The organism is Agrobacterium tumefaciens (assembly GCF_013337285.1).
GTDB classification, from domain to species: Bacteria; Pseudomonadota; Alphaproteobacteria; order Rhizobiales; family Rhizobiaceae; genus Agrobacterium; species Agrobacterium burrii.
On record NZ_SUPW01000003.1, the window covers coordinates 423,138 to 445,410 of the forward strand.

Consider the following 22,273-nt stretch of genomic DNA (forward strand, 5'->3'; position numbering starts at 1 on the left):
CATCGGACCGCTCCTCAATGTATGTCAGTCGACATGGGCCCATAGGCCTTGCCGAAGCGTTTCTCGATCCGGCGCTGGATGAGTTCCCAGGCGGTCGTCATGGCGAGGTAATAAAGGGCCGCAACCGTGAAAAGCTCCAGCACGAGGAACTTCTCCTGAATGAGCACCTGCGTGCGGCGCAGAAGCTCCTCCATGGAAATGATAGAGGCGATCGAGGTCGTCTTCAGCACGCCGTTAACGGAATTGCCAAGCGGCGGAATGATGATGCGGAAGGCTTGTGGCGCCACGATGTAACGCATCACCTGCGCTTCGGTCATGCCGATGGCCCGCGCCGCGTTGATCTGGCCCTTGGGAACGGCAGCGATGCCGGCCCGGACGATTTCCGACAGATAGGCCGCTTCGCAGAGCGACAGGCCGATCAGAGTGGATTGCAGAACCGTGAGCTTGATGCCCATCTGCGGCAGGCCGGTGTAAATGATGATGAGCTGCACCAGAAGCGGCGTGCCGCGAAAGATCCAGGTGTAGAAATAGGCCGGCCCGGACAGGAACCGGTATTTCGACATGCGCATCACAGCAATGACGAAGCCGAGCGCCAGACCCGCCGTCATGGCGAAAACCGTGAGGCCGAGCGTCACCAGCGCGCCCTCGAAAAGATAATAATTCGTCAGGTATTCGAAGAAACCTTCCCAGTTCCAACCCTTCACGTCTCTCTCCAGTTCATGCGGGCTCCAATTCATGCGGGAACAGTCGCGGCGAGAACCCTCCCACCGCGATGACAGTTCAGATGGCTGGAATTCAACCTTCCGGGCCGAGAACGGCGAGATCGCCGGGGGCAATGCTGACGCCATAACCACCCATCAGCTTCTCAAGCGAGCCATCGGCTTTCATCTCCTTCAGAGCGAGGGAGACGGCATCAGCGACGTCCTTGTTGCCGAAGGACAGCGAGCCGGGGGTGGGATACATGCCGGAAAGCGCATGGGTGAATTCACCACGGTCCTGATACTGCTTGGCAACCGGATCGATGGATACAGCCGCCTGCACCTGGCCTGCGCGCAATGCCTGATAGACCGTCGCATAATTGTCGAACAGGTTGATGGTCATCGGCGCGAGGCCGCGTTTCTTGAAGTCCTCGTTCAGTTCCTTGATCTTGCGCTCTGCATAACCGCCAATATCGGTGCTGACGGCCTTGCCGGCCAGATCGTCGACCTTGGTGATGGGATCGGACGCGCCGACCGCCGTGGAAATGCTGATGGCAAGGTTTTCATAGGGGATCATGAACAGGATCTTGCGTCGTTCCGCCGTCACGAACAGGCCGGCATTTATCAGGTCCCAGCGGCCGCCCTGCAGGCCCGGCACCATCGTCGCATATTCGGTGCTGATGTATTCAGGCTTCAAGCAGAGACGCTTGGCGATCTCATAACCCAGCTCGATGCGCAGGCCTTTCAGGACACCTTGCTGGTCGGCATAGGCCATGGGCGGCAGGGTCGGGCTGGTGGCCATGACGAGATGGCCGGGCTTGATGAGATGATTGTCGGATATTTTCGGCGTGCAGTCCTGTGCAACGGCGGCACCGGCAAAAAGAGTGATGGCGACGCCCGCCAGAAAGGTTTTGGCGCGCACGACTGTGCATTTCCGGGAAATCGGATTCCAGTTCATATTTAGCTCCGCTCTTTATATTATTGATTATGGCATACCATCACACCAAACGGTTTACCCTGTCAAGAAGCGGACAAGTATTTTTCTAAATTATTGAAAAACAATGGTAAAATAAAAATAGCGCAACCTTGCGGCTCCCGGCAGGGCAGCCGCAAGGGCGGGGCAACGAGAGCGCCGAAGACTTTCAGTCGGCGGTTTTTTGCGCCGTGAGGACGGCTTCAGCGATGGCGCAAGCGCTCGTCACATGGTCGAGCGCGGCTTTGTAGGCGGCGTCACCATCTCCCTGGCGGATCGCCTCGACAATCTTTTCCATCTGCGCCGGGCCTTCGGTATCGCGGCTTTTCGTCTTGATCGTCATGGAGCGCAGATGGTTGATCCGCACCGTCAGCAGATTGACGACACCCCAGGCGACCTGCCGGTCGATCTTGCTGAACAGCGTATGGTAAAAGGACGAGGTATGCGCCAGCACGCCCGGCATATCCTTGGAGACATAGCTCTCTCGAATATGTTTCAGCGAAACCTCAAGCGCCTCGACGATGGCGGGATCGCGGCGTTCGGCACAGAGCCGGGCCGCCATTCCCTCCAGTGCGCCGCGAATTTCGTAAATCTGCTTGGCCTCATTGAGATCGAGCAGCGCAACCATCGGACCCTTGTTCGGCAAATTCGCGACCAGCCCTTCGGATTCCAGATGCCGCAAAACCTCGCGCACGATGGTGCGGGACACGCCGAGCTGGGCGCAGAGATCGCGCTCGACCAGACGGTCGCCGGGGCGGAAGTAACCGTTCACGATGGCATCCCGCACCTTGTCGAGCGCAAGTTCCCTCAACGTCTTCGTTGGACGCTCAACGCGAATGGCAGTTCCCTGCAAAGCACCGGTCATGGTATCACCTCGTTTGGCACATCCCGCTTCGGCTCGCCGCAAGCAGAATCGGGTTCTGGCTCTTGATATTATGGCGTACCAACTTATTTAGCCGCGCATCATCTTTATGGCAACAGCAGAGCTGCGGCAGGCGGATGGTCACAGCAGGCGGAAACCTTATCCCATTCTTTCCGAGGCGTAGGAGCCGGGACCGGGTGGGAAGACAACTGTGCGGTTACCGTTGATGAAGGTGCGGTGGTGGATGTGAGCGTGGATGGCCCGGGCCAGTACCTGCGCCTCCACATCGCGGCCGAGCGACACATAATCCTCAGCGCTCTGTGCATGGGTGATACGCACGATATCCTGCTCGATGATCGGGCCTTCATCCAGATCGGCTGTCACATAATGCGCCGTCGCGCCGATCAGCTTCACGCCGCGCTGATAGGCCTGCTTGTAAGGGTTGGCGCCCTTGAAGGACGGCAGGAAGGAATGGTGGATATTGATGATCTTACCCGACATCGTCTCGCACATTCTGTCGGAAAGCACCTGCATGTAGCGGGCAAGCACGATCAGCTCCGTTCCGGTGCTTTCAGCAATCTCCATGATCCGGGCTTCGGCCTGCGGCTTGTTTTCCTTCGTCACCGGAATGTGGTGGAAAGGAATATCGTGATTGACGACGACCTTCTGGTAATCGAAATGGTTGGAGACGACGCCGACGATATCGATCGGCAGCGCGCCGATGCGCCAGCGGTACAGCAGATCGTTCAGGCAATGGCCGAAACGCGAGACCATCAGCATAACCTTCATCCTTTCGGACTGGTCATGCAAAGCCACCTCCATGCCGAACTTTTCCGAGATCGGCGCAAGCCCGGCCACAAGGTCCTCTCGTCTGGCGCCCTCCTCGGAAATGAACCCCACCCGCATGAAGAAGCGGCCCGTACCAAGATCGTCGAACTGCGAACTATCGACGATGTTGCAGCCCTTATCAGCCAGGAAGCCAGAAAGGGCGGCAACGATGCCGCGGGTGGATTTGCATGTGACGGTCAGGACGAAGTTCGTCATCTGGCGCTCTTTCTGTCATCGATATGGGAAAAACCCGCGCGGTTTGATGCGCGCGGGAAAAGCCGCAAGGGCGGCGGGGAAAACCGAGGTCAAACGTCGAGCGTGGTCTGATGCTCCCAGGCGGTGAACTGCGCGCAATAGCTGTTCCACTCGCCCTGCTTGAGCTTCACATAGGCCTTTGAGAATTCGAGGCCCAGCGCCTGCTGCAACTCTTCATCCTTCTCATATTCGCGCAATGCATCGAGAAGATTGAGCGGCAGCTTCGGCGCATCCGTAACCGTGTGGCCCTCACGATACATGTCGATATCGTAGTGCGGACCCGGATCGGCCTGCGAACGGACACCGGACAATCCGGCGGCGATGATGATGGCCTGCAGTAGATAGGGGTTCACGGCACCATCCGGCAGGCGCAGTTCGAACCGCCCCGGCCCCGGCACGCGCACCATGTGGGTGCGGTTATTGCCGGTCCAGGTCACCGTATTCGGCGCCCATGTCGCGCCCGAAATGGTGCGCGGCGCGTTTATGCGTTTGTAAGAATTGACCGTCGGATTGGTGATAGCGGCAAGAGCGGAGGCATGTTTCATGATGCCGCCGAGAAAGGTCTTGCCCTGGGCGGAAAGCCCAAAAGGCATCGCCTTGTCGGCGAAGGCGTTGACCTTGCCGTCGAGGTCCCAGACCGAAATATGGGCATGGCAGCCGTTACCGGTCAGCCCTTTGAATGGTTTCGGCATGAAGGTGGCGCGCAACCCATGCTTTTCGGCAACGGACTTGACCATGAATTTGAAGAAGGAATGTTTATCGGCGGTCTGGAGCGCATCGTCATATTCCCAGTTCATCTCGAACTGGCCGTTCGCATCTTCATGGTCATTCTGGTAGGGCTTCCAGCCAAGCTCCAGCATGTAATCGCAAATCTCGGCGATCACATCGTAACGGCGCATCACCGCCTGCTGGTCGTAACACGGCTTTTCCGCCGTGTCGTACTCGTCGGAGATTTTTGCACCGTCAGGTGAAATCAGGAAAAATTCCGGCTCCACGCCGGTTTTGACCCGCAAGCCTTTTTCGGCCGCTTCGGCGATGAGCTTTTTCAACATCACGCGCGGCGCCTGTTCCACCGGCTGGTCTTCCATGACGCAATCGGCTGCAACCCAGGCAACATCCTTTTTCCACGGAAGCTGGATAACCGACGAAGCGTCCGGCACGGCGAAAAGATCGGGATGGGCCGGCGTCAGATCGAACCATGTGGCGAAACCGGCAAAACCCGCGCCACCCTTCTGCATATCGGCGATGGCTTCGGCGGGAACCAGCTTGGCGCGCTGGCCGCCGAAGAGATCGGTATAGCTGATCATGAAATATTTGATGCCCTTTTCGGCAGCAAATGTGGAGAGGTCCAGTGTCACGTCATTCCCCTTTTTTTGGTATCAGACACTTCATTGACAAAAGACGGACGCATCCTCCCAAATGCGTCCGTCCATTATGTTGTTTAAAAACTGCCTTTCCCCGGAAACCAGTTGGTTCCCGCCAGAGGAACCTGCGCCATGGCGGCGGCCTCCATGGTCAGCGCTACCAGATCTTCCGGCTCCAGATTGTGGAGATGGTTCTTGCCGCAGGCACGCGCGATGGTTTGCGCTTCGAGCGTCATGACCTTCAGATAATTGGCAAGGCGACGGCCGGCAGCGATCGGATCGAGGCGTGCGGCAAGCTCCGGGTCCTGCGTCGTGATGCCGGCCGGGTCTTTGCCTTCGTGCCAGTCATCATAAGCGCCGGCGGTGGTGCCGAGTTTCTGATATTCGTCTTCCCAGTGCGGATCATTATCCCCCAGCGCCACCAGCGCCGCCGTGCCGATGGCGACCGCATCGGCCCCCAGCGCCAGCGCCTTGGCGACATCAGCACCTGAACGAATGCCGCCGGACACAATCAGTTGCACCTTGCGGTGCATGCCGAGATCCTGAAGCGCCTGAACGGCGGGGCGAATGCAGGCAAGCGTGGGCATGCCAACATTCTCGATGAAGACATCCTGCGTTGCCGCCGTGCCGCCCTGCATACCGTCAAGCACCACCACATCGGCACCGGCTTTCACCGCCAAAGCCGTGTCGTAATAGGGGCGTGCGCCGCCGACCTTGATGTAGATCGGTTTTTCCCAGTCGGTGATTTCGCGCAATTCGAGGATCTTGATTTCCAGATCGTCAGGGCCGGTCCAGTCAGGATGACGGCAGGCGGAACGCTGGTCGATGCCCTTGGGAAGATTGCGCATATTGGCGACGCGATCGGAAATCTTCTGGCCGAGCAACATGCCGCCGCCGCCCGGCTTCGCACCCTGGCCGACAACGATCTCGATGGCATCCGCACGGCGCAAATCCTTGGGGTTCATGCCGTAACGCGACGGCAGATACTGATAAACCAGCGTCTGGCTGTGGCCGCGCTCCTCATCCGTCATGCCGCCATCACCCGTCGTGGTGGAGGTGCCGGCAATCGTCGCGCCACGGCCGAGCGCTTCCTTGGCGTTGCCGGAGAGAGCGCCGAAGCTCATGCCGGCAATGGTGATCGGCGTTTTCAACGTGATCGGCTTTTTGGCAAAACGCGTGCCGAGCGTAACTGTCGTATCGCATTTCTCGCGGTAACCCTCGAGCGGATAACGCGAGATGGACGCACCGAGAAACAACAGGTCATCGAAATGCGGAACCTTGCGCTTGGTGCCCGCGCCGCGAATGTCGTAAATACCGGTCGCCGCCGCCCGGCGGATTTCCGCCAGCGTGTGGTCGTCGAATGTCGCGGACTTGCGCGGCGGGGTGAAGGGGTTGTGATAGCTCATCTAAATATCCCTCGCCTCAATACGCGTCGGCGTTGTCGATGTTAAAATTGTAGAGCGTGCGGGCCGAACCGTAGCGCTTGAACTCGCTTGGGTTGACATCGGTGACGCCGGCTTTCTCAAGAAGTTCGGCAAGTTTCTCCAGATGTTCGGGCCGCATTTCCTTCTCGATGCAATCGGCACCGAGGCTTTTAACCGCACCGCGCACGAAAAGCTTTGCCTCATAGAGAGAATCGCCCAGCGCATCGCCCGCATCGCCGCAGACGACGAGATGGCCGGACTGGCCCATGAAGGCGGACATGTGGCCGATATTGCCCTTCACGACGATATCGATGCCTTTCATGGAAATGCCGCAGCGGGAGGCGGCATTTCCTTTGATGACCAGCAGCCCGCCGCGACCGGTGGCCCCGGCATATTGCGAGGCGTCGCCCTCTATAACGACAGTGCCGGACATCATGTTTTCCGCAACGCCCGGCCCGGCCGAACCGTGCACGGTGACGGTGCCGCCATCATTCATGCCGGCGCAATAATAACCGACCGAGCCGCGCACATCGACGGTCACGGGGCTGTCGATGCCGACGGCGACGGCATGGTGGCCGCGCGGATTGACCACTTCGAATTCGGTATCGTTGACGCCGGAGGAAAGGCCGTGGAGGGCGCTATTCAGTTCACGCAACGGTGTGTGGGAGAGATCGAAAACTGGCATGGATTATGACTTTCGCAATATGCGCCAATGGACAGGTCTCAGGCGGCCTTTTCATGGTCCCAGAAATAGACGGTCGCCGGTTCCGGCTCCCAGACACGGGCATTTTCGATGCCGGGCAGATTGACCAGCGCGCGATATTCGGAGCCGAAAGCGACATATTGATCGGTCTCGGCCATCACAGCCGGCTTGCAGGCGATGGGATCGCGCACCACGCCGAAACCGGATTTGGTGCCGACGACGAAGGTGAAGAAGCCGTCTAGGTCGTCAAGTGCACCGGTCAACGCCTCGCCGAGATCCTTGCCTTTGGCCATTTCCGCCGTGAGATAGGCGGCGGCCACTTCCGAGTCGTTCTGGGTTTCGAAGCTCATGCCTTCGCGCACCAGCTCGCGGCGCAGATTATTGTGGTTGGAGAGCGAACCATTATGCACCAGGCACTGATCGGCACCGGTGGAGAATGGATGCGCGCCAAGCGTCGTCACAGCTGATTCCGTCGCCATGCGGGTGTGGCCGATGCCGTGACTGCCGGCCATGGAGCGCACGTTAAAACGGGCGACGACATCCTTCGGCAGGCCGGTTTCCTTGTAGATTTCCACGCTGTCGCCGGAACCCATGACCCGGACATCCGGGCGGATGGCGGCAAGAGCCGCACGAATGCCATCGAGCTTATCGGCAGGGATATCCAGCACCGCATGGGTGCTTTTCACCGTGACCAAGGCTTCGACACCGTTTTCGTTCAGCGCCTCGGCAAGGCCGGAAAAATCAGCGGCAGGATTAGGCGACTGGATCGTGACTTTTGCACGGCCTGCCGCAGTACTTCCGTAGATCGCGATGCCGGCCGAATCCGGCCCGCGATCGGTCATGGTGATGAGCATGTCCGAAAGCAGCTCACCCAGCTGCGGTTCAAGGCTTTTGTCCTTCAGGAATAGTCCAACAATGCCGCACATCGACAGGCGCCTCCATTCGTTTCTGAATGAAGGGCTAACATATGGAATTCCACCAAGTCAACTACCAGGAATATTTTTTTCTTCTAAGGCAACTTTTCAATCATTGGCCACCCGCCTTTGCGGATAGGAAATGATCGACAAATAGCGGGCGGGAAGCTTCATCAGTTCCTCTGGCCCATGCGGCGCATCGGCGTCGAAAAACAGGCTGTCCCCCGTCTCCATGGTGAAAAGCTGCTCGCCGTGGCGGTAAACCACCTCGCCTTCCAGCATGTACAAAAACTCCATGCCCTCGTGCTGGAAGGTCGGAAACACATCAGAATCAGTCGTCAGCGTGATGAGATAGGGTTCGACGGTGACACCGCTGGTATTGTTGTCGATATGGCCAAGCAGGCTGTATTGATGGCCGGCGCGGGTGCCTCGGCGATCGATATTCACTCCTTGACCAGCCTTGACGAAGGTGGCGCTGCGCGGCTCCTCGAAACCACGAAAAAAAGCCGTGATCGGCACACCCAGCGCCTTTGACAGCGTCTGCAGCGTGGTGAGCGACGGGGAAATATTGCCGTTTTCGATCTTGGAAAGCATGCCCACCGATACGCCCGTGGCCGATGCAAGATCAGTGACGGTGATGCCGAGCTTCTTGCGATAGGTCCGTACCTCGTGGCCAATCGCCATTTCCAGATTGTTGACCCTCGGCTCGCGAACGGCATGCGGGTCTTGCGACAGAACCTGCGCTTGCTCGACCTTGGTGGTTTCCTTTGCCATGGGATCCTCCGGCAATATCGTGTTTTTCCTTCTTTACAGGAAAACTATTTTAATTCGGAGGAAATCTTTGTCCTTAGCGCATTCGGAGTGTGGCCAAAATGGGCCTTGAAGCTTCCCGAAAAATGACCCGCACTGGAGAAGCCGGTGGCGAAGGCAACTTCCGCGATGGAGAGCGGGCTTTGTTCCAGAAGCCGCCGGGCATGATCAAGGCGGATCGCCCGATAGGTATCGAGAAAACTCGTCTTAAGATGGGTCGCGAAAAGCCGGTCCAGGTGCCGCGCGCTCGTTCCCGCCAGTTTCGCCATGTTCCGCCGGTCAAGCGGGCTTTCGATGGCCGTTTCCATTTTTTCCAGCACGGTCAGCAAGGCCGGGTGGTTGGTGCCGTAGCGCTCCGCCGAGGAGCCGCGTTGCGGCGCGCCGGGTTCGGCCACAGCCGTGTGCAGATACCAGTCGCTGACACGCCGTGCGAAATGCGCACCCATTCTCTGCGAAATCATCGCATGCATCATATCAAGTGGCGCAACACCACCGGCGCAGGTGATGCGGTCACCATCGAAAACAAACCGCGCCTGTCGGGGCGAGAGGTGGCCGAAAGCCTCCCGCAGCACCGGCGCATGTTCCCAATGGATGGTGAAATCGCGATTATCCAGCAGCCCCGCCGCTGCCAGCACATAAGCACCGCTGGAAATGCCGCCTATCCGGACACCCTGACGCGCCAGCCGCCGCAATGTGCCAAACGAATTTTCCGCAATTGCCCAGTCCTGCGGCCCGCCGCCAGCACAGACGAAAATGGTGTGGCATCGCTCGCCAGCGGCGGCGAGCGCTTCGCAATCGATATTGATGCCGGACGAGCTTCTGACAGCCTCACCATCGAAGGAGAGAGGCACGATCTCATAGAGATCGGTTCCGGCAATCAGATTGGCGGCCCGCAGCGGCTCCGCCGCCGACGCGTAAGACATCAGCGCGAAATTCGAAACGAGGACAAAACCGATCCGCTGGAGGTTCTTCTGTTCAATTGTCGTCATGTCTTTATTCTAGATTATAATGTCCTTTATCTGCAATTCTCTTTTCGACCCACCGGCTACACTCGTGAAATATCGTTCGAGGTACGCCAGATGCGCTATTCCGCTTTTTCCATTTTCATGAACGGCCTTCTCGGCAACAAAGCGTGGAAGCCCGCATGGCGTGATGTTGCGCCCAAACCGCATTATGATGTCATCATCGTTGGCGGCGGCGGGCACGGGTTGGCGACGGCCTATTATCTCGCCAAGGAATTCGGCATCACCAATGTCGCGGTGCTGGAAAAGAACTATGTCGGCTCCGGCAATGTCGGACGCAACACCACCATCATCCGCTCCAACTATTTGCTGCCCGGCAACAACCCCTTCTACGAGCTTTCTATGAAGCTGTGGGAAGGGTTGGAGCAGGATTTCAACTTTAACGCCATGGTCTCGCAGCGTGGCGTGCTGAACCTCTTCCATTCGGATGCGCAGCGTGACTCTTATACGCGGCGCGGCAATGCCATGCGGCTGCACGGCGTCGATGCCGAATTGCTGGATAAGGCGTCAGTGAAGGCGATGTTGCCGTTTCTCGATTTCGACAATGCCCGCTTTCCCATTCACGGCGGCCTGCTGCAAAAGCGCGGCGGCACCGTGCGGCATGATGCAGTGGCCTGGGGTTATGCGCGCGGCGCGGACAGCCGAGGCGTCGACATTATACAGGGCTGCGAGGTAACCGGCATTCGTCGGGAAAACGGCAGGGTCGTGGGCGTCGAGACCAGCAAGGGCTTTATCGGTTGCGGCAAGCTGGCACTGGCGGCGGCGGGTAACTCCTCGCAGGTGGCCGGCATGGCCGGGCTGAAACTGCCGATCGAAAGCCACGTATTGCAGGCTTTTGTGTCAGAAGGGTTGAAACCCTTCATCGATGGCGTCGTCACCTTCGGGGCGGGGCATTTTTACGTTTCGCAATCGGACAAGGGCGGCCTCGTCTTCGGCGGCGATATCGATGGTTACAATTCCTATGCCCAGCGCGGCAATCTGGCGACGGTCGAACATGTCGCCGAAGCCGGCAAGGCGATGATACCGGCGCTCTCCCGCGTCCGGGTTCTGCGCTCTTGGGGCGGCATCATGGATATGTCGATGGACGGCTCACCGATCATCGACCGCACGCCGATCGACAATCTCTACCTGAATGCCGGCTGGTGTTACGGCGGCTTCAAGGCGACGCCCGCATCCGGTTTCTGCTTCGCCCATCTTCTGGCGCGCGGCGCACCGCAGGAAACGGCAACGGCCTTCCGGCTGGATCGCTTCCAGCGCGGTTACCTCATCGATGAAAAAGGCCAGGGCGCCCAGCCCAACCTTCATTAAATTGCGGATCAAGGACATCTGAAATGGCAAGTCTCGTGCCCTGCCCGCATTGCGGGCCAAGACCCAAGGAAGAATTCACCATTAAGGGTGCCGCCCTTGCCCGGCCGGCAGCGGATGCCGGCGCCGAGGAATGGTTCGATTACGTCTATCTGCGCGATAATCCGCGCGGCACCTATGAAGAATATTGGCACCACACCGCTGGTTGCCGCCGCTGGCTGGTCGTTAGCCGCGATACGGTCACCCATGAGATATCCGCCTGCCGTGATGCCGCCGATGAGAAGAAAGTGACAAGCGCATGACCTTCCACCGCCTGAAGACCGGCGGTCTGATCGACCGCTCCAAACCGCTTTCCTTCACTTTCGACGGCAAAACCATGCGAGGCTTCGAAGGCGACAGCCTTGCCTCCGCCCTGCTCGCCAACGGCCAGCAACTCGTCGGCCGCAGTTTCAAGTATCACCGCCCGCGCGGCATATTGACGGCGGGCGCCGCCGAGCCGAACGCGTTGATGACGATTGGCAGCGGCGGGCGTACGGAGCCGAACACGCGCGCCACCATGCAGGAGCTTTATGCCGGGCTGGAAGCGAAAAGCCAAAACCGCTGGCCCTCCCTCGATTTCGATATCGGCGCACTGACCGGCCTTCTTTCGCCCTTTCTCGGCGCGGGTTTCTACTACAAGACGTTCATGTGGCCCGCCGCCTTTTGGGAAAAAATCTACGAGCCCTTCATTCGCAAAGCCGCCGGTCTCGGCAAGGCAAGCTACGAGGCAGACCCGGATGCCTATGACAAATGCTGGGCGCATTGCGATCTGCTGGTGATCGGTTCCGGCGCAGCGGGACTTGCAGCGGCGCTTGCCGCAGGGCGCGTCGGCGCACGCGTCATCATTCTGGACGAACATTCCGTCGCGGGTGGTGGGCTTTTGTCTGAAACCGCAATCATAGGCGGCAAGAGCGCTCCGGATTTCACCGCGCAATGCATTGCCGAGCTCGAAGCCCTGCCGAATGTGACGGTACTGACGCGGACCACGGCCTTCGGCTGGTATGACGGCAATGTCTTCGGCGCGGTGGAGCGGGTACAGAAGCACTTGGCTCACCCCAAAACGCATGTGCCGGTGGAGCGCCTGTGGCGCATCGTCGCCAAACGCGCGCTGCTTGCCACCGGCGCGGAAGAGCGGCCGCTGGTCTTCGGCGGCAATGATATTCCCGGCGTGATGGTGGCGAGCGCCATGCGCAGCTATCTCAACCGTTATGCCATAAGCCCCGGCAAGACGACGGCGATTTTCACCACCAATGACAGCGGTTACTCGCTCGCCCGCGATCTGGAGGCGCAGGGTGTCACTCTTGCCGCCATCATCGATAGCCGCCAGCAGGGTAATCCCGGTTACGAAGGCAAGGCGCGTGTCATCAAAGGTGGCGTCGTCTCGAATGCAAAGGGCGGCAAGGCGCTGTCCGCCATAGAGATTTATGCCAATGACCGCACGGAGAGCATGAATATCGATGCGCTCGCCATGTCGGGCGGTCTCAGCCCCGTTATCCATCTTGCCTGCCATCGCGGCGGAAAGCCGGTCTGGTCGGAAGACAATGTTGCCTTCCTCGCACCCGCCAATCTCAAGGGGCTCGAACTCGCCGGCACGGTATCCGCGATAAATGGCATCGCCGCCTGCCTTGAGGATGGCGCGCGAAAGGGTGCGGCGCTTGCGCAGGATCTTGGTTTTGCAGCGACCACACCGACATTCGGCGTCGTGGAAAACGACATCGTAGCCCCGCCCGCAAAGCCGCTCTGGTCCATCCCCGGCATCAAGGCGAAAGCCTTTGTCGATTACCAGAATGATGTTCATCGCAAGGATCTTGGCCTTGCCGTCAGCGAGGGTTACGGCCATGTCGAACTGGCCAAGCGTTATACAACAAACGGCATGGCGACGGATCAGGGCAAGCTTTCCAACGTCAACGCCATCGGGCTGCTGGCCGAGGCGCGTGGCGTTTCCCCGGCGGATGTCGGCACCACCACGTTCCGGCCGTTCTACACGCCCGTCTCCTTTGGCGCGCTCACCGGCGCTTATCACGGCCATCATTTTCAGCCGGTGCGGAAATCACCGCTGCATGGCTGGGCCGAGAAAAACGGGGCGATCTTCGTTGAAACCGGTCTCTGGTATCGCTCCTCCTGGTTTCCCCGCAGCGATGAAAACGACTGGCGGGAAAGCGTTGACCGCGAGGTTCTGAACGTTCGCAAAAATGCCGGCCTCTGCGATGTGTCGATGCTCGGCAAGATCGAGATTTGCGGCCGCGACGCTGCCGAATTCCTCAACCGGGTCTATTGCAATGCCTTCCTCAAGCTGCCGGTCGGCAAGGCGCGATATGGCCTGATGCTGCGCGAAGACGGTATGATCTATGACGACGGCACCACCAGCCGGCTGGAGGAAAACCGCTTTTTCATGACAACCACCACGGCCTATGCGGCAGGTGTCATGAACCATCTTGAATTCTGCGCCCAGGCGCTCTGGCCCGATCTCGACGTGCGGCTTGCCTCGGTCACCGATCAATGGGCGCAGATGGCGATTGCCGGACCCAAGGCACGCACCATTATCCAGAAAATCGTCGATGAGGATATTTCCGACGACGCCTTTCCCTTCCTTGCGGCAAAAGAAGTCTCGCTCTTCGGCGGGCAACTGTATGCTCGCCTGTTCCGGATTGCCTTCTCCGGCGAACTGGCTTACGAACTTGCCGTTCCCGCCGGTTATGGCGAAAGCGTTGCAGATGCACTGATGGAAGCAGGCAGGTCCGAGACCATCATGCCCTATGGCGTCGAGGCGCTCGGCGTGCTGCGCATCGAAAAGGGCCATGTCACCCATAACGAGATTAACGGCACGGTGGTGCCCGCCGATCTCGGCTTTGGCAAAATGGTCTCCGCCACCAAGGCCGATTTCATCGGCCGTCGAATGCTGGAGCGCGAGGGGCTTTCCGCAGCGGACCGGCCAAGTCTTGTTGGTGTCTTGCCGCTTGATCCCAGCCAGTCCTTCCGAAGCGGCTCGCATATTCTTGCTAAAGACGCTCCGGCAACGCTGGAGAACGATCAGGGTTATGTGACCTCAAGCGCGTTTTCACCCCATCTCGGCTCCACCATCGGTCTCGCGCTCGTCAAGAACGGCCCGGGCAGACATGGCGAAGAAGTCGTTGTGTGGAACGGCCTGCGCAATGAATTCACCGCCGCCCGCCTGTGCCATCCGGTTTTCTTCGACCCTGAGAACGAGAAGCTCCATGTCTGATTTCAAGCCTGATTTCAAATCTGGTTTCCAGCCGGCCCTCCGCCCGGTACTGGGAAAAAAGGGAGCGATTGCTTCCACCGCCATCAAGCTCTCTCCCCTGCCGGAAGGCGCGATCATTCATGTGCTGGCCGCGCCCGGCGCAGCGGATATGGAAGTTCGCCTGCGCAGCCTCGCAAAAGGCGATGTGCGGGCGGTCTCTCCCGGCCAATGGTTCATCGTCGGCGAAGAGCCGCTGTCTCACGCGGAGATGAAGGCGTTTCTTGCGGTGCTTGAGCCACAGGCAACGGGTGTAGACCAGAGCCAGGGACGCGTGCGTATTCGTATCGAAGGCAGGATGGCCGAGCGGGTGCTGGCAAAAGGAACGGCGGCCGATCTTTCCATCGCCGCTTTTCCGACGGGACACTCCGCCACGACGCTGATCGGCCATATCGCCGCGCATCTCACCCGGCTTGACGGGCAGGTGTTCGAAGTCATCGTTTTGCGCGGCTTTGCCGAAAGCCTGTGGGACGATCTTGCCCGGATGAGCCTTGAATTCCAGTGATCCTATCGGCCTAGGTCCAGATGCTTTCGGGCGTCAGGATTTCAAAGGGAACGATCCGCTGTTCGACGGAGGATGTGTCGCCATTCTCGACGCGCCGTAACATCACGTCGATCAATTGCTGCGGCATCCTGTCGAGGGGAAGCGGCAGCGAGGCGGTGATCAGCCCTTCATTCAAACCCTTGCGCGTTTCCGGGCCGATATCGTTGCAGATGATTTTTATGCCGCGCTGCTTCTCCGCGGGCAACTCCCGAAGTGCCCGCAGAACGCCGGATATGCCGCCGCCATTGACATAAATCCCCTTGAGGCCGGGTTCGGAGGCAATCATGTCACGGATGATGACATAGGCATTTTCCGGCTCTTCGTGTGTCAGCAGCGTTTCTGCCACCTGCAGTTCAGGTGTGTTTTCCCGCATATAAGAGCGGAAACTGGCATCCGAAACATCCTGACACTGATAGCGGTTGCTGCCGATCAGCGGCACAACCATGCCCTCACCCTTCACCGTCTGGCTGAGGAACCATGCCGCCGTGCGTCCGCGTTTCCAGCTATCGGTTCCGACAAACCCCGCGCGGCTCGCCGCCGACAGATCGGACACGTAGGTGACCACGGGAACACCCCTGCCCCGCAGCTCGTCGATCGCCTGGCTGACGAGCGGATGATCGGCCGTCACCACCGCGATCGCACTGCAGGATTGCCCCATCTTCAGGAGATTGGCGGAAACGGCCTCCGGTGAGAGGTCGTCCTCGAACACGACATCCGGCTCGATGATGCTGTCCGGCCTTTGGCGTGCAGCGGCGACGATCCCCTCCGCCCACAACCGGTAGAGCGGCCGATGGGATTGCTGCAGCAGAAAACCGAGCCTGTAATGGGGCATGGCCTCACGACGCCGGTCCTTGATGGTGCCGAGACCATAAAAACCGATCTCCTCCGCCGCCTTGAGAATCTGGTCGATCGTATCCTGACGCACGGCGGTCGAACCGTGCAGCAGCCGGTTGACCGTGGAGATGCTGACACCGGCTGCCTTGGCGAGATCGGTAATGGTCGGTCGGTTCATGGCGCCTCACAATCGTATCATTCATGAATGACATGTGATGATACGAAATGCAACATCAAATGAAATATAAATTCCATTCTCAGAAAAATGAAAGATATAAATCATCTTGTCATTTTGGCCCATCGGGAGAATGGGCAGGGAGGAAACAATGGCATATTTCACGAAATTTCTCATGGCGGGCGCCGCATCGCTCATAATGGCGTCCAGTGCGTTTGCCGCCAATATTGCCGTCATCGGCGGCAAGAATGACGATGCGTTCTGGAACCTCATCAAAAAAGGTCTGGATGACGCACGCCTCGTGGTCGAGGCAAATGGCGGCAAGGTCAATTATCTTCGTTTGCAGACCTATGACAATTTTGCGCCGGATGTGGTGCAGCTGATCCAGACCGCCATCAGCCAGAAGGTTGACGGCCTCGTGATCCCGAACTGGGTGCCGGAAGGCGAGGATCCGGCGATACGCGAAGCCATCAAGGCCGGTATCAAGGTCATTCTCATGAATGCCGGGGGCCATGAAAAGGCGAAAGAACTCGGTGCGATCAATTATGTCGGCTCCGACGAATATCTGGCGGGTGTCGCCGGCGGCGAATATTTCGCCAAACAGGGTAAGAAGAACGTCATCTGCGTCAATACCGTTCCGGGTGCAGCCAATCTAGAAGCACGATGCAAGGGCGTCATCGACGGCATCACCAAGGTCGGCGGCGTCGGCAAGCAATTGCCGCTTCCCGCCACCAGTTTCGGCGATGCCACAGCTGTCGCCGAAGCCATCAAGGCCACCCTGCTTCAGGATAGCAAGATCGATGGCGTTCTCACCATTGCTGCGGGCGATGCGGATTCAGCCGCCATTGGCGTCATGCAGGCGGGCAAGACCGAAACGGTACTGCTTGGCACCTTCGACCTCAACCAGTCCGGCCTCGATCGCATCAAGGATGGAACGCAAGGTTTTGCAATCGACCAGCAGCCCTATCTTCAGTCGCTGCTGGCGGTAACGCTGCTCGCCTCGGCCATCGATTTCGGAACCGATCTGCCGACCGCGCCGCTGCTGACGGGGCCAAGCATCGTCGACAAATCCAACATCGAGGCCACGCTTGCCGGCGTTGCCAAGGGTGCACGCTGAGCGGTGATCCACGCCCGATCCCGGCACCCGGCAATACCGGCGTTCGGGATCGGCAGGCGAGGACATTGCCGCAAAACCCAAGGTCAATAGTGGAGTGAACGACGTGAAAAATCTCTCTTTGAGCGACCTTCTGCGTCGCCCGGAATCAGGCGCCTTTCTTGGCCTTGTTTTCGTTCTTGCCTTCTTCGTTGTCTTCGGCAGCATCGAATTTCTCAAACCCGCAGGCGCTGCAAGCTGGCTGAATGTCGCCGCCAATCTCGGCATCGTCGCCATTCCCGTCGGCCTTCTCATGATTTCCGGCGAGCTGGACATTTCCATCGGCGCGATGATCCCGGCAGGCGCGCTGACGGTCGCCATCATCTCCGGTTATTATGGCATGCCGATCTGGCTCGGCGTCATCGGCGCGCTTGGTCTTGGCGTACTTGTCGGCCTGATCAACGGCTTTCTGGTGATACGGACGGTGGTGCCGTCGCTGATCGTCACACTCGGCACGCTCTTTGCCGTGCAGGGGCTGATCCTCGGTTTTTCGGTGCTACTGACCGGAACAACCAGCGTTGCGCTGAGCCCGGCGCAATCCGGCCCGATCGCCAAATTTCTTTTCGGACAGTTCATCGGCGGCAGTTTTCAGGTCAGCATCGTCTGGTGGCTCCTGTTGACGGCGATCTATATCTTCTACGTCCACTATTCGCCTTTCGGAAACTGGATTTTCGCGATGGGCGGCGACCGGGTGAGCGCCCGCAATGCTGGCATTCCCACCGACAGGCTGACGGTCACGCTCTTCGTCCTCTCCTCCGTCAGCGCCTCCTTCGTCGGTGTCTGTCAGGCCATCTTGTTCAATGTCGCCCAGGTTTCGGCCGGCATGACCTTCATCTTCAATTCCATCATCGCGGTCGTCGTGGGCGGGGTGCTCCTGACCGGCGGTTTCGGTTCGGTGATCGGCATATTTCTCGGCACCATCACCTTCGCCATCGTCAATCAGGGCATCTATTTCACCGCGTTCGACCGTAACTGGTCGAGCCTCATCATCGGCGTCATGCTGCTCTTGGCGGTGCTGATGAATAACACCTTCCGCATCATGGCGCTGACCTACTCCCCGAAGAAGAAGTGAGGCCGGACCATGACGACACCTATTCTCGAACTTAAAAACGTCAACAAATCCTTTGGTCCCATCGATGTTCTGCACGATATCTCGCTGAAGGTGCGCGCCGGCGAGGTCCTCTGCCTGCTGGGAGACAATGGTGCTGGAAAATCCACGCTGATCAAGACGCTGGCCGGCGTCTACCAGCCCAGTTCCGGCGAGCTGCTGATGGATGGAGAGCTGGTCAATTTCGACGGGCCGCGCGATGCGCAGCGCATGGGCATTTCCACCGTGCACCAGTTTGGCGGCACCTTTCCGCTGATGAGCATCGGCCGCTCGTTCTTCATCGGCGCAGAACCCACGAAAGGCTTCTGGCCTTTCCGGGTCTACGACCGCAAGAAGGCCAATGAAATCGCCGTCAAGGCAGTGCAGGAATTCGGCATCACCCGCATCGATGACGGCGACCGCCTGATCGGCGGGCTTTCCGGCGGCGAGCGGCAATCGCTCGCCATCGCTCGCGCGGTGCATTTCGGCGCACGCGTTCTCATCCTCGACGAGCCGACGGCGGCGCTGGGCGTGAAACAGGCGTCCCACGTCCTGCGCATCGTGCTGGAAGCGCGCAAGCGGGGGATCGCGGTGATCTTCATCACCCATCAGGTCACCCACGCCATCGCCGTCGGCGACCATTTCGCCGTGCTCATCCGCGGTGCGGTCGCCGCCAACTTCCGCAAGGGCGAGAAATCCCGCGAGGAAATCACCGATCTGATGGCCGGCGGCGAAGCGCTCGCCGACCTCGGCGCAGAGGTGGAAAATTACATGGCCAGCCATGACGGCCACCCGCCGCAGCCTCCATCCAATTAAGACGTCAAGAAGGATCAAGACAGATGAAAATCGCCATCGACCCCCACATGCACCGTTTCACCAGCCTTGATGAACTGCCCGCCAAGGTGAAGGAGCTTGGCTTCGACTGGATCGAACTCAGCCCCCGCGCAGATTTCCTCGAATGGTTCAAAGCGCCGCGCGTGTTTCCCGAGCGCATCAGGTCCTTCAAGAGGGCGCTGAAACACGCCGATGTCGGCATCGCCTCGCTGCTGCCGATGTATCGCTGGGCCTCCAATGACGAGACGGAACGGCAGGCGGCGGTGAAACACTGGAAACGCGCCATCGAGATTGCCATCGAACTGGAGGTCGACACGATGAACTCCGAATTTGGCCGCGGACCGCATCCCGACAAGGGGTCATGTTATTGCTGCCACACCGGTTCGATGATCGAGGCCTGCGAGGATGCATGGTGGCGCTCCATGGAAGAACTGGTGCCGATCTTCGAGCGGGAGGGCATCAATCTGCATGTCGAGCCGCACCCCGAAGACTGGTGCGAGACGCTGCAGCCGGCGCTCGACATCATCCGCACCGTCAATTCGAAGAATGTCAAGTTCCTCTATTGCGCGCCGCACACCTTCTATTTCGGCGACGACACCAAGGCGATGCTGCGCGAGGCTAAAGACGTGCTCGCCCATGTGCATGTGGGCGATACCTTCAACCACAAGGCCAGCTCCGGATTGCGCTACATCCTCAACCCGCCCGGCACGCAGGCTCGGGTTCACCAGCACCTGAACATCGGCCAGGGCGAAGTGCCGTGGGACGACTTTTTCGGCACGCTTTCCGAAATCGGCTTCGACGGCATCATGACCTCCTGCGTCTTCGCCTGGGAGGACAGGGCGGATGAATCGAGCCGCTTCATGCGCGGCAAGATGCAGGACTATATCGACCTCTATTTCAAGAAATAACGCGGCAAACCGGCGCTGATACCGGGGCAATTCCGCCCCGAAACGGACCGTTTGGAACATCCAATTAAAAGGCGATCGACATGATCAACGGAGAAAGACTGATTTCACGCCCGCTACGCTGGGCCATGGTGGGCGGCGGACGCACGGGACAGGTGGGCTACAAGCACCGCACCGGCGCATTGCGCGACGGCAATTACCAGCTCGTCGCCGGCGCCTTCGACCTCGATGCCGAGCGGGGCCGCGACTTCGGCGTCAATCTCGGCGTGGCGGCGGATCGTTGTTATACGGATTACAAGGCGCTGATCGCCGGCGAGACGGCGCGCGAAGATGGCGTGGACGTTGTCTCCATCGCCACCCCCAATTTCACCCACTACGAGATCACCAAGGCCTGCCTTGAAGCGGGGCTGCATGTCGTCTGCGAAAAACCGCTGTTCTTCACCGTGGCGGAATGCGACGAGGTGGCGCGGCTTGCCGAACAGAAAGGGCTGATCGTCGGTGTTACCTATGGCTTTACCGGGCACCCGCTCGTCCACCAGATGGCGGCCATGGTCAAGAAGGGAATGCTGGGCGACATCCGTATCGTCGACCTGCAATATACCCACGGCTTTAATTCCGGTGACGATGTGGGCGCGGGTGAGGCTGTCAAATGGCGCACCAATCCCCGCACCGCCGGCCCGACCTTCGTGCTGGGCGATATCGGCACACATCTTTATTATCTCTCGGAAGTCGTGCTGCCGCATATGAAGGTGGAACGCCTGCTCTGCGACCGCAAGGCCTTCATCCCCACCCGCGCACCGCTGGAAGACCACGCCACCGTTCTGATGCATTACGACAATGGCGCGCGCGGTCGCCTCTGGGTCTCCTCCGTCAATGCCGGCAATATGGGATCGCAACGTTACCGTTTCGTCGGCTCCAAGGCCTCGCTTGAATGGTCCGATTCCCATCCCGACCAGCTGATCTACGAAGTTCAAGGCGAACCCGGCCGCATCCTGCACCACGGCATGCCCTATCTGGAACAGGAAAGCCTCGCCATCGACCGCATGGGCGCGCTGCATACCGAAGGCCTCGGTGACAGCTGGTCGAACATCTATCTCTGGATCGCCCAGGCGATCGACGCGGCAAATCGCGGTGACAGGGCTTTTCTGAAGACCCACCATTATCCCGGCATCACGGCCGGCACCGAAGGCGTTCGCTGGTTGGAAAACTGCGTCCGCTCGGCCGATGCCGGCGCCGCCTGGGTCGACTTCGCATAACCCGTTTGGGGGCGCGCCGGACCACTCTCCCGTCCTCCTCCTCATGCGCGTCCCCATGCCTTTTTAGAAAGACGACACGATGAAACTCGCAATTTGTACCGACGTCATGGCAAACCTGCCCTTCACCGAAATGCTCGACAAATGCGTCGCCCTCGGCGTCGAGGGCATCGAGATGACCGGCGGCGGCTGGTCAAGCGGCCCGCATTTCCGGGCCGACGAGCTTCTGGCGGATAGAAGTCTGCTCAAATCCAAGCTGAAGGAAATCGAGGCCCGCGGCCTCGAAATCGCTGCGCTGAATTGCTCCGCCAATCCACTCGATCCCGGCGATATGGGCAAACGCCATCTTAAGGAAATGCAAGACACCGTCCGGCTGGCGGGCGAAATCGGCGTGACGAAGATCGTCACCATGTCCGGCCTGCCGGAGGCAGCGCCCGGCGACACGGTGCCGAACTGGCTTGTCTACACCAAGAGCTGGCCGAACGAGATGCCGGAACGCGACCGTTACCAATGGGAAGACCGCGCCTTCCCGCTCTGGCACGGGCTCGTGAAGCTCGCCAAGGAAGCCGGCGTCGAGAAATATGCGCTTGAGAATTTCTCGGCCATGCTCGTCTGGAACCCGGAAACCCTGTTTCGCCTGCGCAACGAGGTCGGCCCGACGGTCGGCATGAATCTCGACCCCTCGCACCTGATGTGGATGGGGGCCGACCCCATCTCCTCTGCCCGCGCGCTGGGCAGCGCAATCCACCATTGCCATGGCAAGGACACCCGTATCGAACGCGGACTGGCGGATGTGAACGGCCTGCTGGAACTAAAAGAAGTCACTGATGTTGCCAACCGCAGCTGGAACTATGTGGCTGTCGGCGCCGGCCGCGACCTGCAATGGTGGAAGGAGTTTTTCTCCGTGGTGCGCATGGCCGGGTATAATGGCTGGGTGAGCCTGGAAATGGAGGATTTCACCATGTCCACCGAGGCGGGCATCCAGTCCTCCATCGACGCCCTGCAAGCCACCATCAGCCGCTGAGACCCGAA

At 59.5% G+C, this 22,273-nt stretch carries 21 protein-coding genes; 10 read left to right on the plus strand and 11 right to left on the minus strand.

Annotation, left to right across the window (positions count from 1 at the left end; translation table 11 throughout):
• Positions 1–14: 14 nt before the first annotated feature.
• The 10 genes from FCH38_RS12080 to FCH38_RS12125 all read right to left on the minus strand — a co-directional run bounded on the left by FCH38_RS12080 (position 15) and on the right by FCH38_RS12125 (position 9,820).
• A complete protein-coding gene (locus tag FCH38_RS12080) occupies positions 15–704 on the minus strand; it encodes an amino acid ABC transporter permease (protein ID WP_006316017.1) in 690 nt (229 codons plus the stop codon).
• Between the two features lie 91 nt (positions 705–795).
• Positions 796–1,656: a transporter substrate-binding domain-containing protein gene (locus FCH38_RS12085; RefSeq protein WP_149899578.1), complete on the minus strand. Its 861-nt coding sequence runs from the start codon at positions 1,654–1,656 to the stop codon at positions 796–798.
• A gap of 184 nt (positions 1,657–1,840) precedes the next feature.
• The gene (locus FCH38_RS12090; protein ID WP_174373909.1) at positions 1,841–2,536 is read right to left on the minus strand and encodes a GntR family transcriptional regulator; all 696 of its coding nucleotides are present in this window, start codon (positions 2,534–2,536) and stop codon (positions 1,841–1,843) included.
• Positions 2,537–2,692: 156 nt separating this feature from the next.
• Complete coding sequence (purU, locus tag FCH38_RS12095; RefSeq protein WP_174373910.1) at positions 2,693–3,577, minus strand: formyltetrahydrofolate deformylase; 885 nt, start codon at positions 3,575–3,577, stop codon at positions 2,693–2,695.
• An 89-nt stretch (positions 3,578–3,666) separates the two neighbouring features.
• On the minus strand, positions 3,667–4,974 hold the full coding sequence (gene glnT, locus FCH38_RS12100) for a type III glutamate--ammonia ligase (RefSeq protein ID WP_174373911.1): 1,308 nt from the start codon (positions 4,972–4,974) through the stop codon (positions 3,667–3,669).
• Positions 4,975–5,057: 83 nt separating this feature from the next.
• The gene (locus FCH38_RS12105; protein ID WP_149899582.1) at positions 5,058–6,386 is read right to left on the minus strand and encodes an FMN-binding glutamate synthase family protein; all 1,329 of its coding nucleotides are present in this window, start codon (positions 6,384–6,386) and stop codon (positions 5,058–5,060) included.
• A gap of 16 nt (positions 6,387–6,402) precedes the next feature.
• The gene (locus tag FCH38_RS12110; RefSeq protein ID WP_174373912.1) at positions 6,403–7,089 is read right to left on the minus strand and encodes a GXGXG domain-containing protein; all 687 of its coding nucleotides are present in this window, start codon (positions 7,087–7,089) and stop codon (positions 6,403–6,405) included.
• Positions 7,090–7,127: 38 nt separating this feature from the next.
• Complete coding sequence (locus FCH38_RS12115) at positions 7,128–8,033, minus strand: class II glutamine amidotransferase (RefSeq protein WP_153514366.1); 906 nt, start codon at positions 8,031–8,033, stop codon at positions 7,128–7,130.
• A gap of 96 nt (positions 8,034–8,129) precedes the next feature.
• The gene (locus FCH38_RS12120) at positions 8,130–8,795 is read right to left on the minus strand and encodes a helix-turn-helix domain-containing protein (RefSeq protein ID WP_371418818.1); all 666 of its coding nucleotides are present in this window, start codon (positions 8,793–8,795) and stop codon (positions 8,130–8,132) included.
• A gap of 44 nt (positions 8,796–8,839) precedes the next feature.
• Positions 8,840–9,820, minus strand: coding sequence for a GlxA family transcriptional regulator (locus tag FCH38_RS12125; protein ID WP_153514365.1), 981 nt, complete (start codon positions 9,818–9,820; stop codon positions 8,840–8,842).
• 90 nt (positions 9,821–9,910) lie between these two features.
• Between FCH38_RS12125 and FCH38_RS12130 the strand changes: the two genes are divergently transcribed.
• The 4 genes from FCH38_RS12130 to soxG are packed head-to-tail and all read left to right on the plus strand — an operon-like array spanning position 9,911 to position 14,961.
• On the plus strand, positions 9,911–11,161 hold the full coding sequence (locus tag FCH38_RS12130) for a sarcosine oxidase subunit beta family protein (RefSeq protein WP_153514364.1): 1,251 nt from the start codon (positions 9,911–9,913) through the stop codon (positions 11,159–11,161).
• A gap of 23 nt (positions 11,162–11,184) precedes the next feature.
• Positions 11,185–11,460 carry a sarcosine oxidase subunit delta family protein gene (locus FCH38_RS12135; RefSeq protein WP_174373914.1) on the plus strand — a complete coding sequence of 92 codons (276 nt, stop codon included), beginning with the start codon at positions 11,185–11,187 and terminating at the stop codon, positions 11,458–11,460.
• Complete coding sequence (locus tag FCH38_RS12140; protein ID WP_174373915.1) at positions 11,457–14,420, plus strand: sarcosine oxidase subunit alpha; 2,964 nt, start codon at positions 11,457–11,459, stop codon at positions 14,418–14,420. Before FCH38_RS12135 ends, FCH38_RS12140 begins: the two co-directional genes overlap by 4 nt.
• A complete protein-coding gene (gene soxG / locus FCH38_RS12145) occupies positions 14,413–14,961 on the plus strand; it encodes a sarcosine oxidase subunit gamma family protein (RefSeq protein ID WP_174373916.1) in 549 nt (182 codons plus the stop codon). Before FCH38_RS12140 ends, soxG begins: the two co-directional genes overlap by 8 nt.
• 10 nt (positions 14,962–14,971) lie before the next feature.
• Here soxG and FCH38_RS12150 read toward each other — a convergent pair whose 3' ends face one another.
• Positions 14,972–16,012, minus strand: a complete 1,041-nt coding sequence (locus tag FCH38_RS12150) for a LacI family DNA-binding transcriptional regulator (RefSeq protein ID WP_153514360.1) — start codon at positions 16,010–16,012, stop codon at positions 14,972–14,974.
• Positions 16,013–16,160: 148 nt separating this feature from the next.
• On the opposite strand from FCH38_RS12150, the gene FCH38_RS12155 reads away from it, so the two are divergent.
• The 6 genes from FCH38_RS12155 to FCH38_RS12180 all read left to right on the plus strand — a co-directional run bounded on the left by FCH38_RS12155 (position 16,161) and on the right by FCH38_RS12180 (position 22,265).
• Entirely contained in the window at positions 16,161–17,126 is a 966-nt protein-coding gene (locus FCH38_RS12155; RefSeq protein WP_153514359.1) for a substrate-binding domain-containing protein, read from the plus strand.
• Positions 17,127–17,229: 103 nt separating this feature from the next.
• Positions 17,230–18,234, plus strand: coding sequence for an ABC transporter permease (locus FCH38_RS12160; RefSeq protein WP_336510797.1), 1,005 nt, complete (start codon positions 17,230–17,232; stop codon positions 18,232–18,234).
• 9 nt (positions 18,235–18,243) lie between these two features.
• The gene (locus FCH38_RS12165) at positions 18,244–19,065 is read left to right on the plus strand and encodes an ATP-binding cassette domain-containing protein (protein ID WP_174373917.1); all 822 of its coding nucleotides are present in this window, start codon (positions 18,244–18,246) and stop codon (positions 19,063–19,065) included.
• Positions 19,066–19,088: 23 nt separating this feature from the next.
• A complete protein-coding gene (locus FCH38_RS12170; protein WP_174373918.1) occupies positions 19,089–19,991 on the plus strand; it encodes a sugar phosphate isomerase/epimerase family protein in 903 nt (300 codons plus the stop codon).
• Positions 19,992–20,071: 80 nt separating this feature from the next.
• Positions 20,072–21,244, plus strand: coding sequence for a Gfo/Idh/MocA family protein (locus FCH38_RS12175; protein ID WP_174373919.1), 1,173 nt, complete (start codon positions 20,072–20,074; stop codon positions 21,242–21,244).
• 79 nt (positions 21,245–21,323) lie between these two features.
• Positions 21,324–22,265, plus strand: a complete 942-nt coding sequence (locus FCH38_RS12180) for a sugar phosphate isomerase/epimerase family protein (RefSeq protein ID WP_174373920.1) — start codon at positions 21,324–21,326, stop codon at positions 22,263–22,265.
• Positions 22,266–22,273: the final 8 nt, after the last annotated feature.

Excerpts from the sequence above, each read along its gene's own strand:
- FCH38_RS12125 (WP_153514365.1), bottom strand. The coding sequence starts at position 9,820 with ATGACGACAATTGAACAGAAGAACCTCCAGCGGATCGGTTTTGTCCTC.
- FCH38_RS12115 (WP_153514366.1), bottom strand. The coding sequence starts at position 8,033 with ATGTGCGGCATTGTTGGACTATTCCTGAAGGACAAAAGCCTTGAACCG.
- FCH38_RS12105 (WP_149899582.1), bottom strand. The coding sequence starts at position 6,386 with ATGAGCTATCACAACCCCTTCACCCCGCCGCGCAAGTCCGCGACATTC.
- FCH38_RS12130 (WP_153514364.1), top strand. The coding sequence starts at position 9,911 with ATGCGCTATTCCGCTTTTTCCATTTTCATGAACGGCCTTCTCGGCAAC.
- FCH38_RS12085 (WP_149899578.1), bottom strand. The coding sequence starts at position 1,656 with ATGAACTGGAATCCGATTTCCCGGAAATGCACAGTCGTGCGCGCCAAA.
- FCH38_RS12135 (WP_174373914.1), top strand. The coding sequence starts at position 11,185 with ATGGCAAGTCTCGTGCCCTGCCCGCATTGCGGGCCAAGACCCAAGGAA.
- FCH38_RS12175 (WP_174373919.1), top strand. The coding sequence starts at position 20,072 with ATGATCAACGGAGAAAGACTGATTTCACGCCCGCTACGCTGGGCCATG.
- FCH38_RS12155 (WP_153514359.1), top strand. The coding sequence starts at position 16,161 with ATGGCATATTTCACGAAATTTCTCATGGCGGGCGCCGCATCGCTCATA.
- FCH38_RS12150 (WP_153514360.1), bottom strand. The coding sequence starts at position 16,012 with ATGAACCGACCGACCATTACCGATCTCGCCAAGGCAGCCGGTGTCAGC.
- soxG (WP_174373916.1), top strand. The coding sequence starts at position 14,413 with ATGTCTGATTTCAAGCCTGATTTCAAATCTGGTTTCCAGCCGGCCCTC.
- FCH38_RS12090 (WP_174373909.1), bottom strand. The coding sequence starts at position 2,536 with ATGACCGGTGCTTTGCAGGGAACTGCCATTCGCGTTGAGCGTCCAACG.
- FCH38_RS12180 (WP_174373920.1), top strand. The coding sequence starts at position 21,324 with ATGAAACTCGCAATTTGTACCGACGTCATGGCAAACCTGCCCTTCACC.
- purU (WP_174373910.1), bottom strand. The coding sequence starts at position 3,577 with ATGACGAACTTCGTCCTGACCGTCACATGCAAATCCACCCGCGGCATC.
- FCH38_RS12110 (WP_174373912.1), bottom strand. The coding sequence starts at position 7,089 with ATGCCAGTTTTCGATCTCTCCCACACACCGTTGCGTGAACTGAATAGC.
- FCH38_RS12165 (WP_174373917.1), top strand. The coding sequence starts at position 18,244 with ATGACGACACCTATTCTCGAACTTAAAAACGTCAACAAATCCTTTGGT.
- FCH38_RS12140 (WP_174373915.1), top strand. The coding sequence starts at position 11,457 with ATGACCTTCCACCGCCTGAAGACCGGCGGTCTGATCGACCGCTCCAAA.
- FCH38_RS12170 (WP_174373918.1), top strand. The coding sequence starts at position 19,089 with ATGAAAATCGCCATCGACCCCCACATGCACCGTTTCACCAGCCTTGAT.
- FCH38_RS12120 (WP_371418818.1), bottom strand. The coding sequence starts at position 8,795 with ATGGCAAAGGAAACCACCAAGGTCGAGCAAGCGCAGGTTCTGTCGCAA.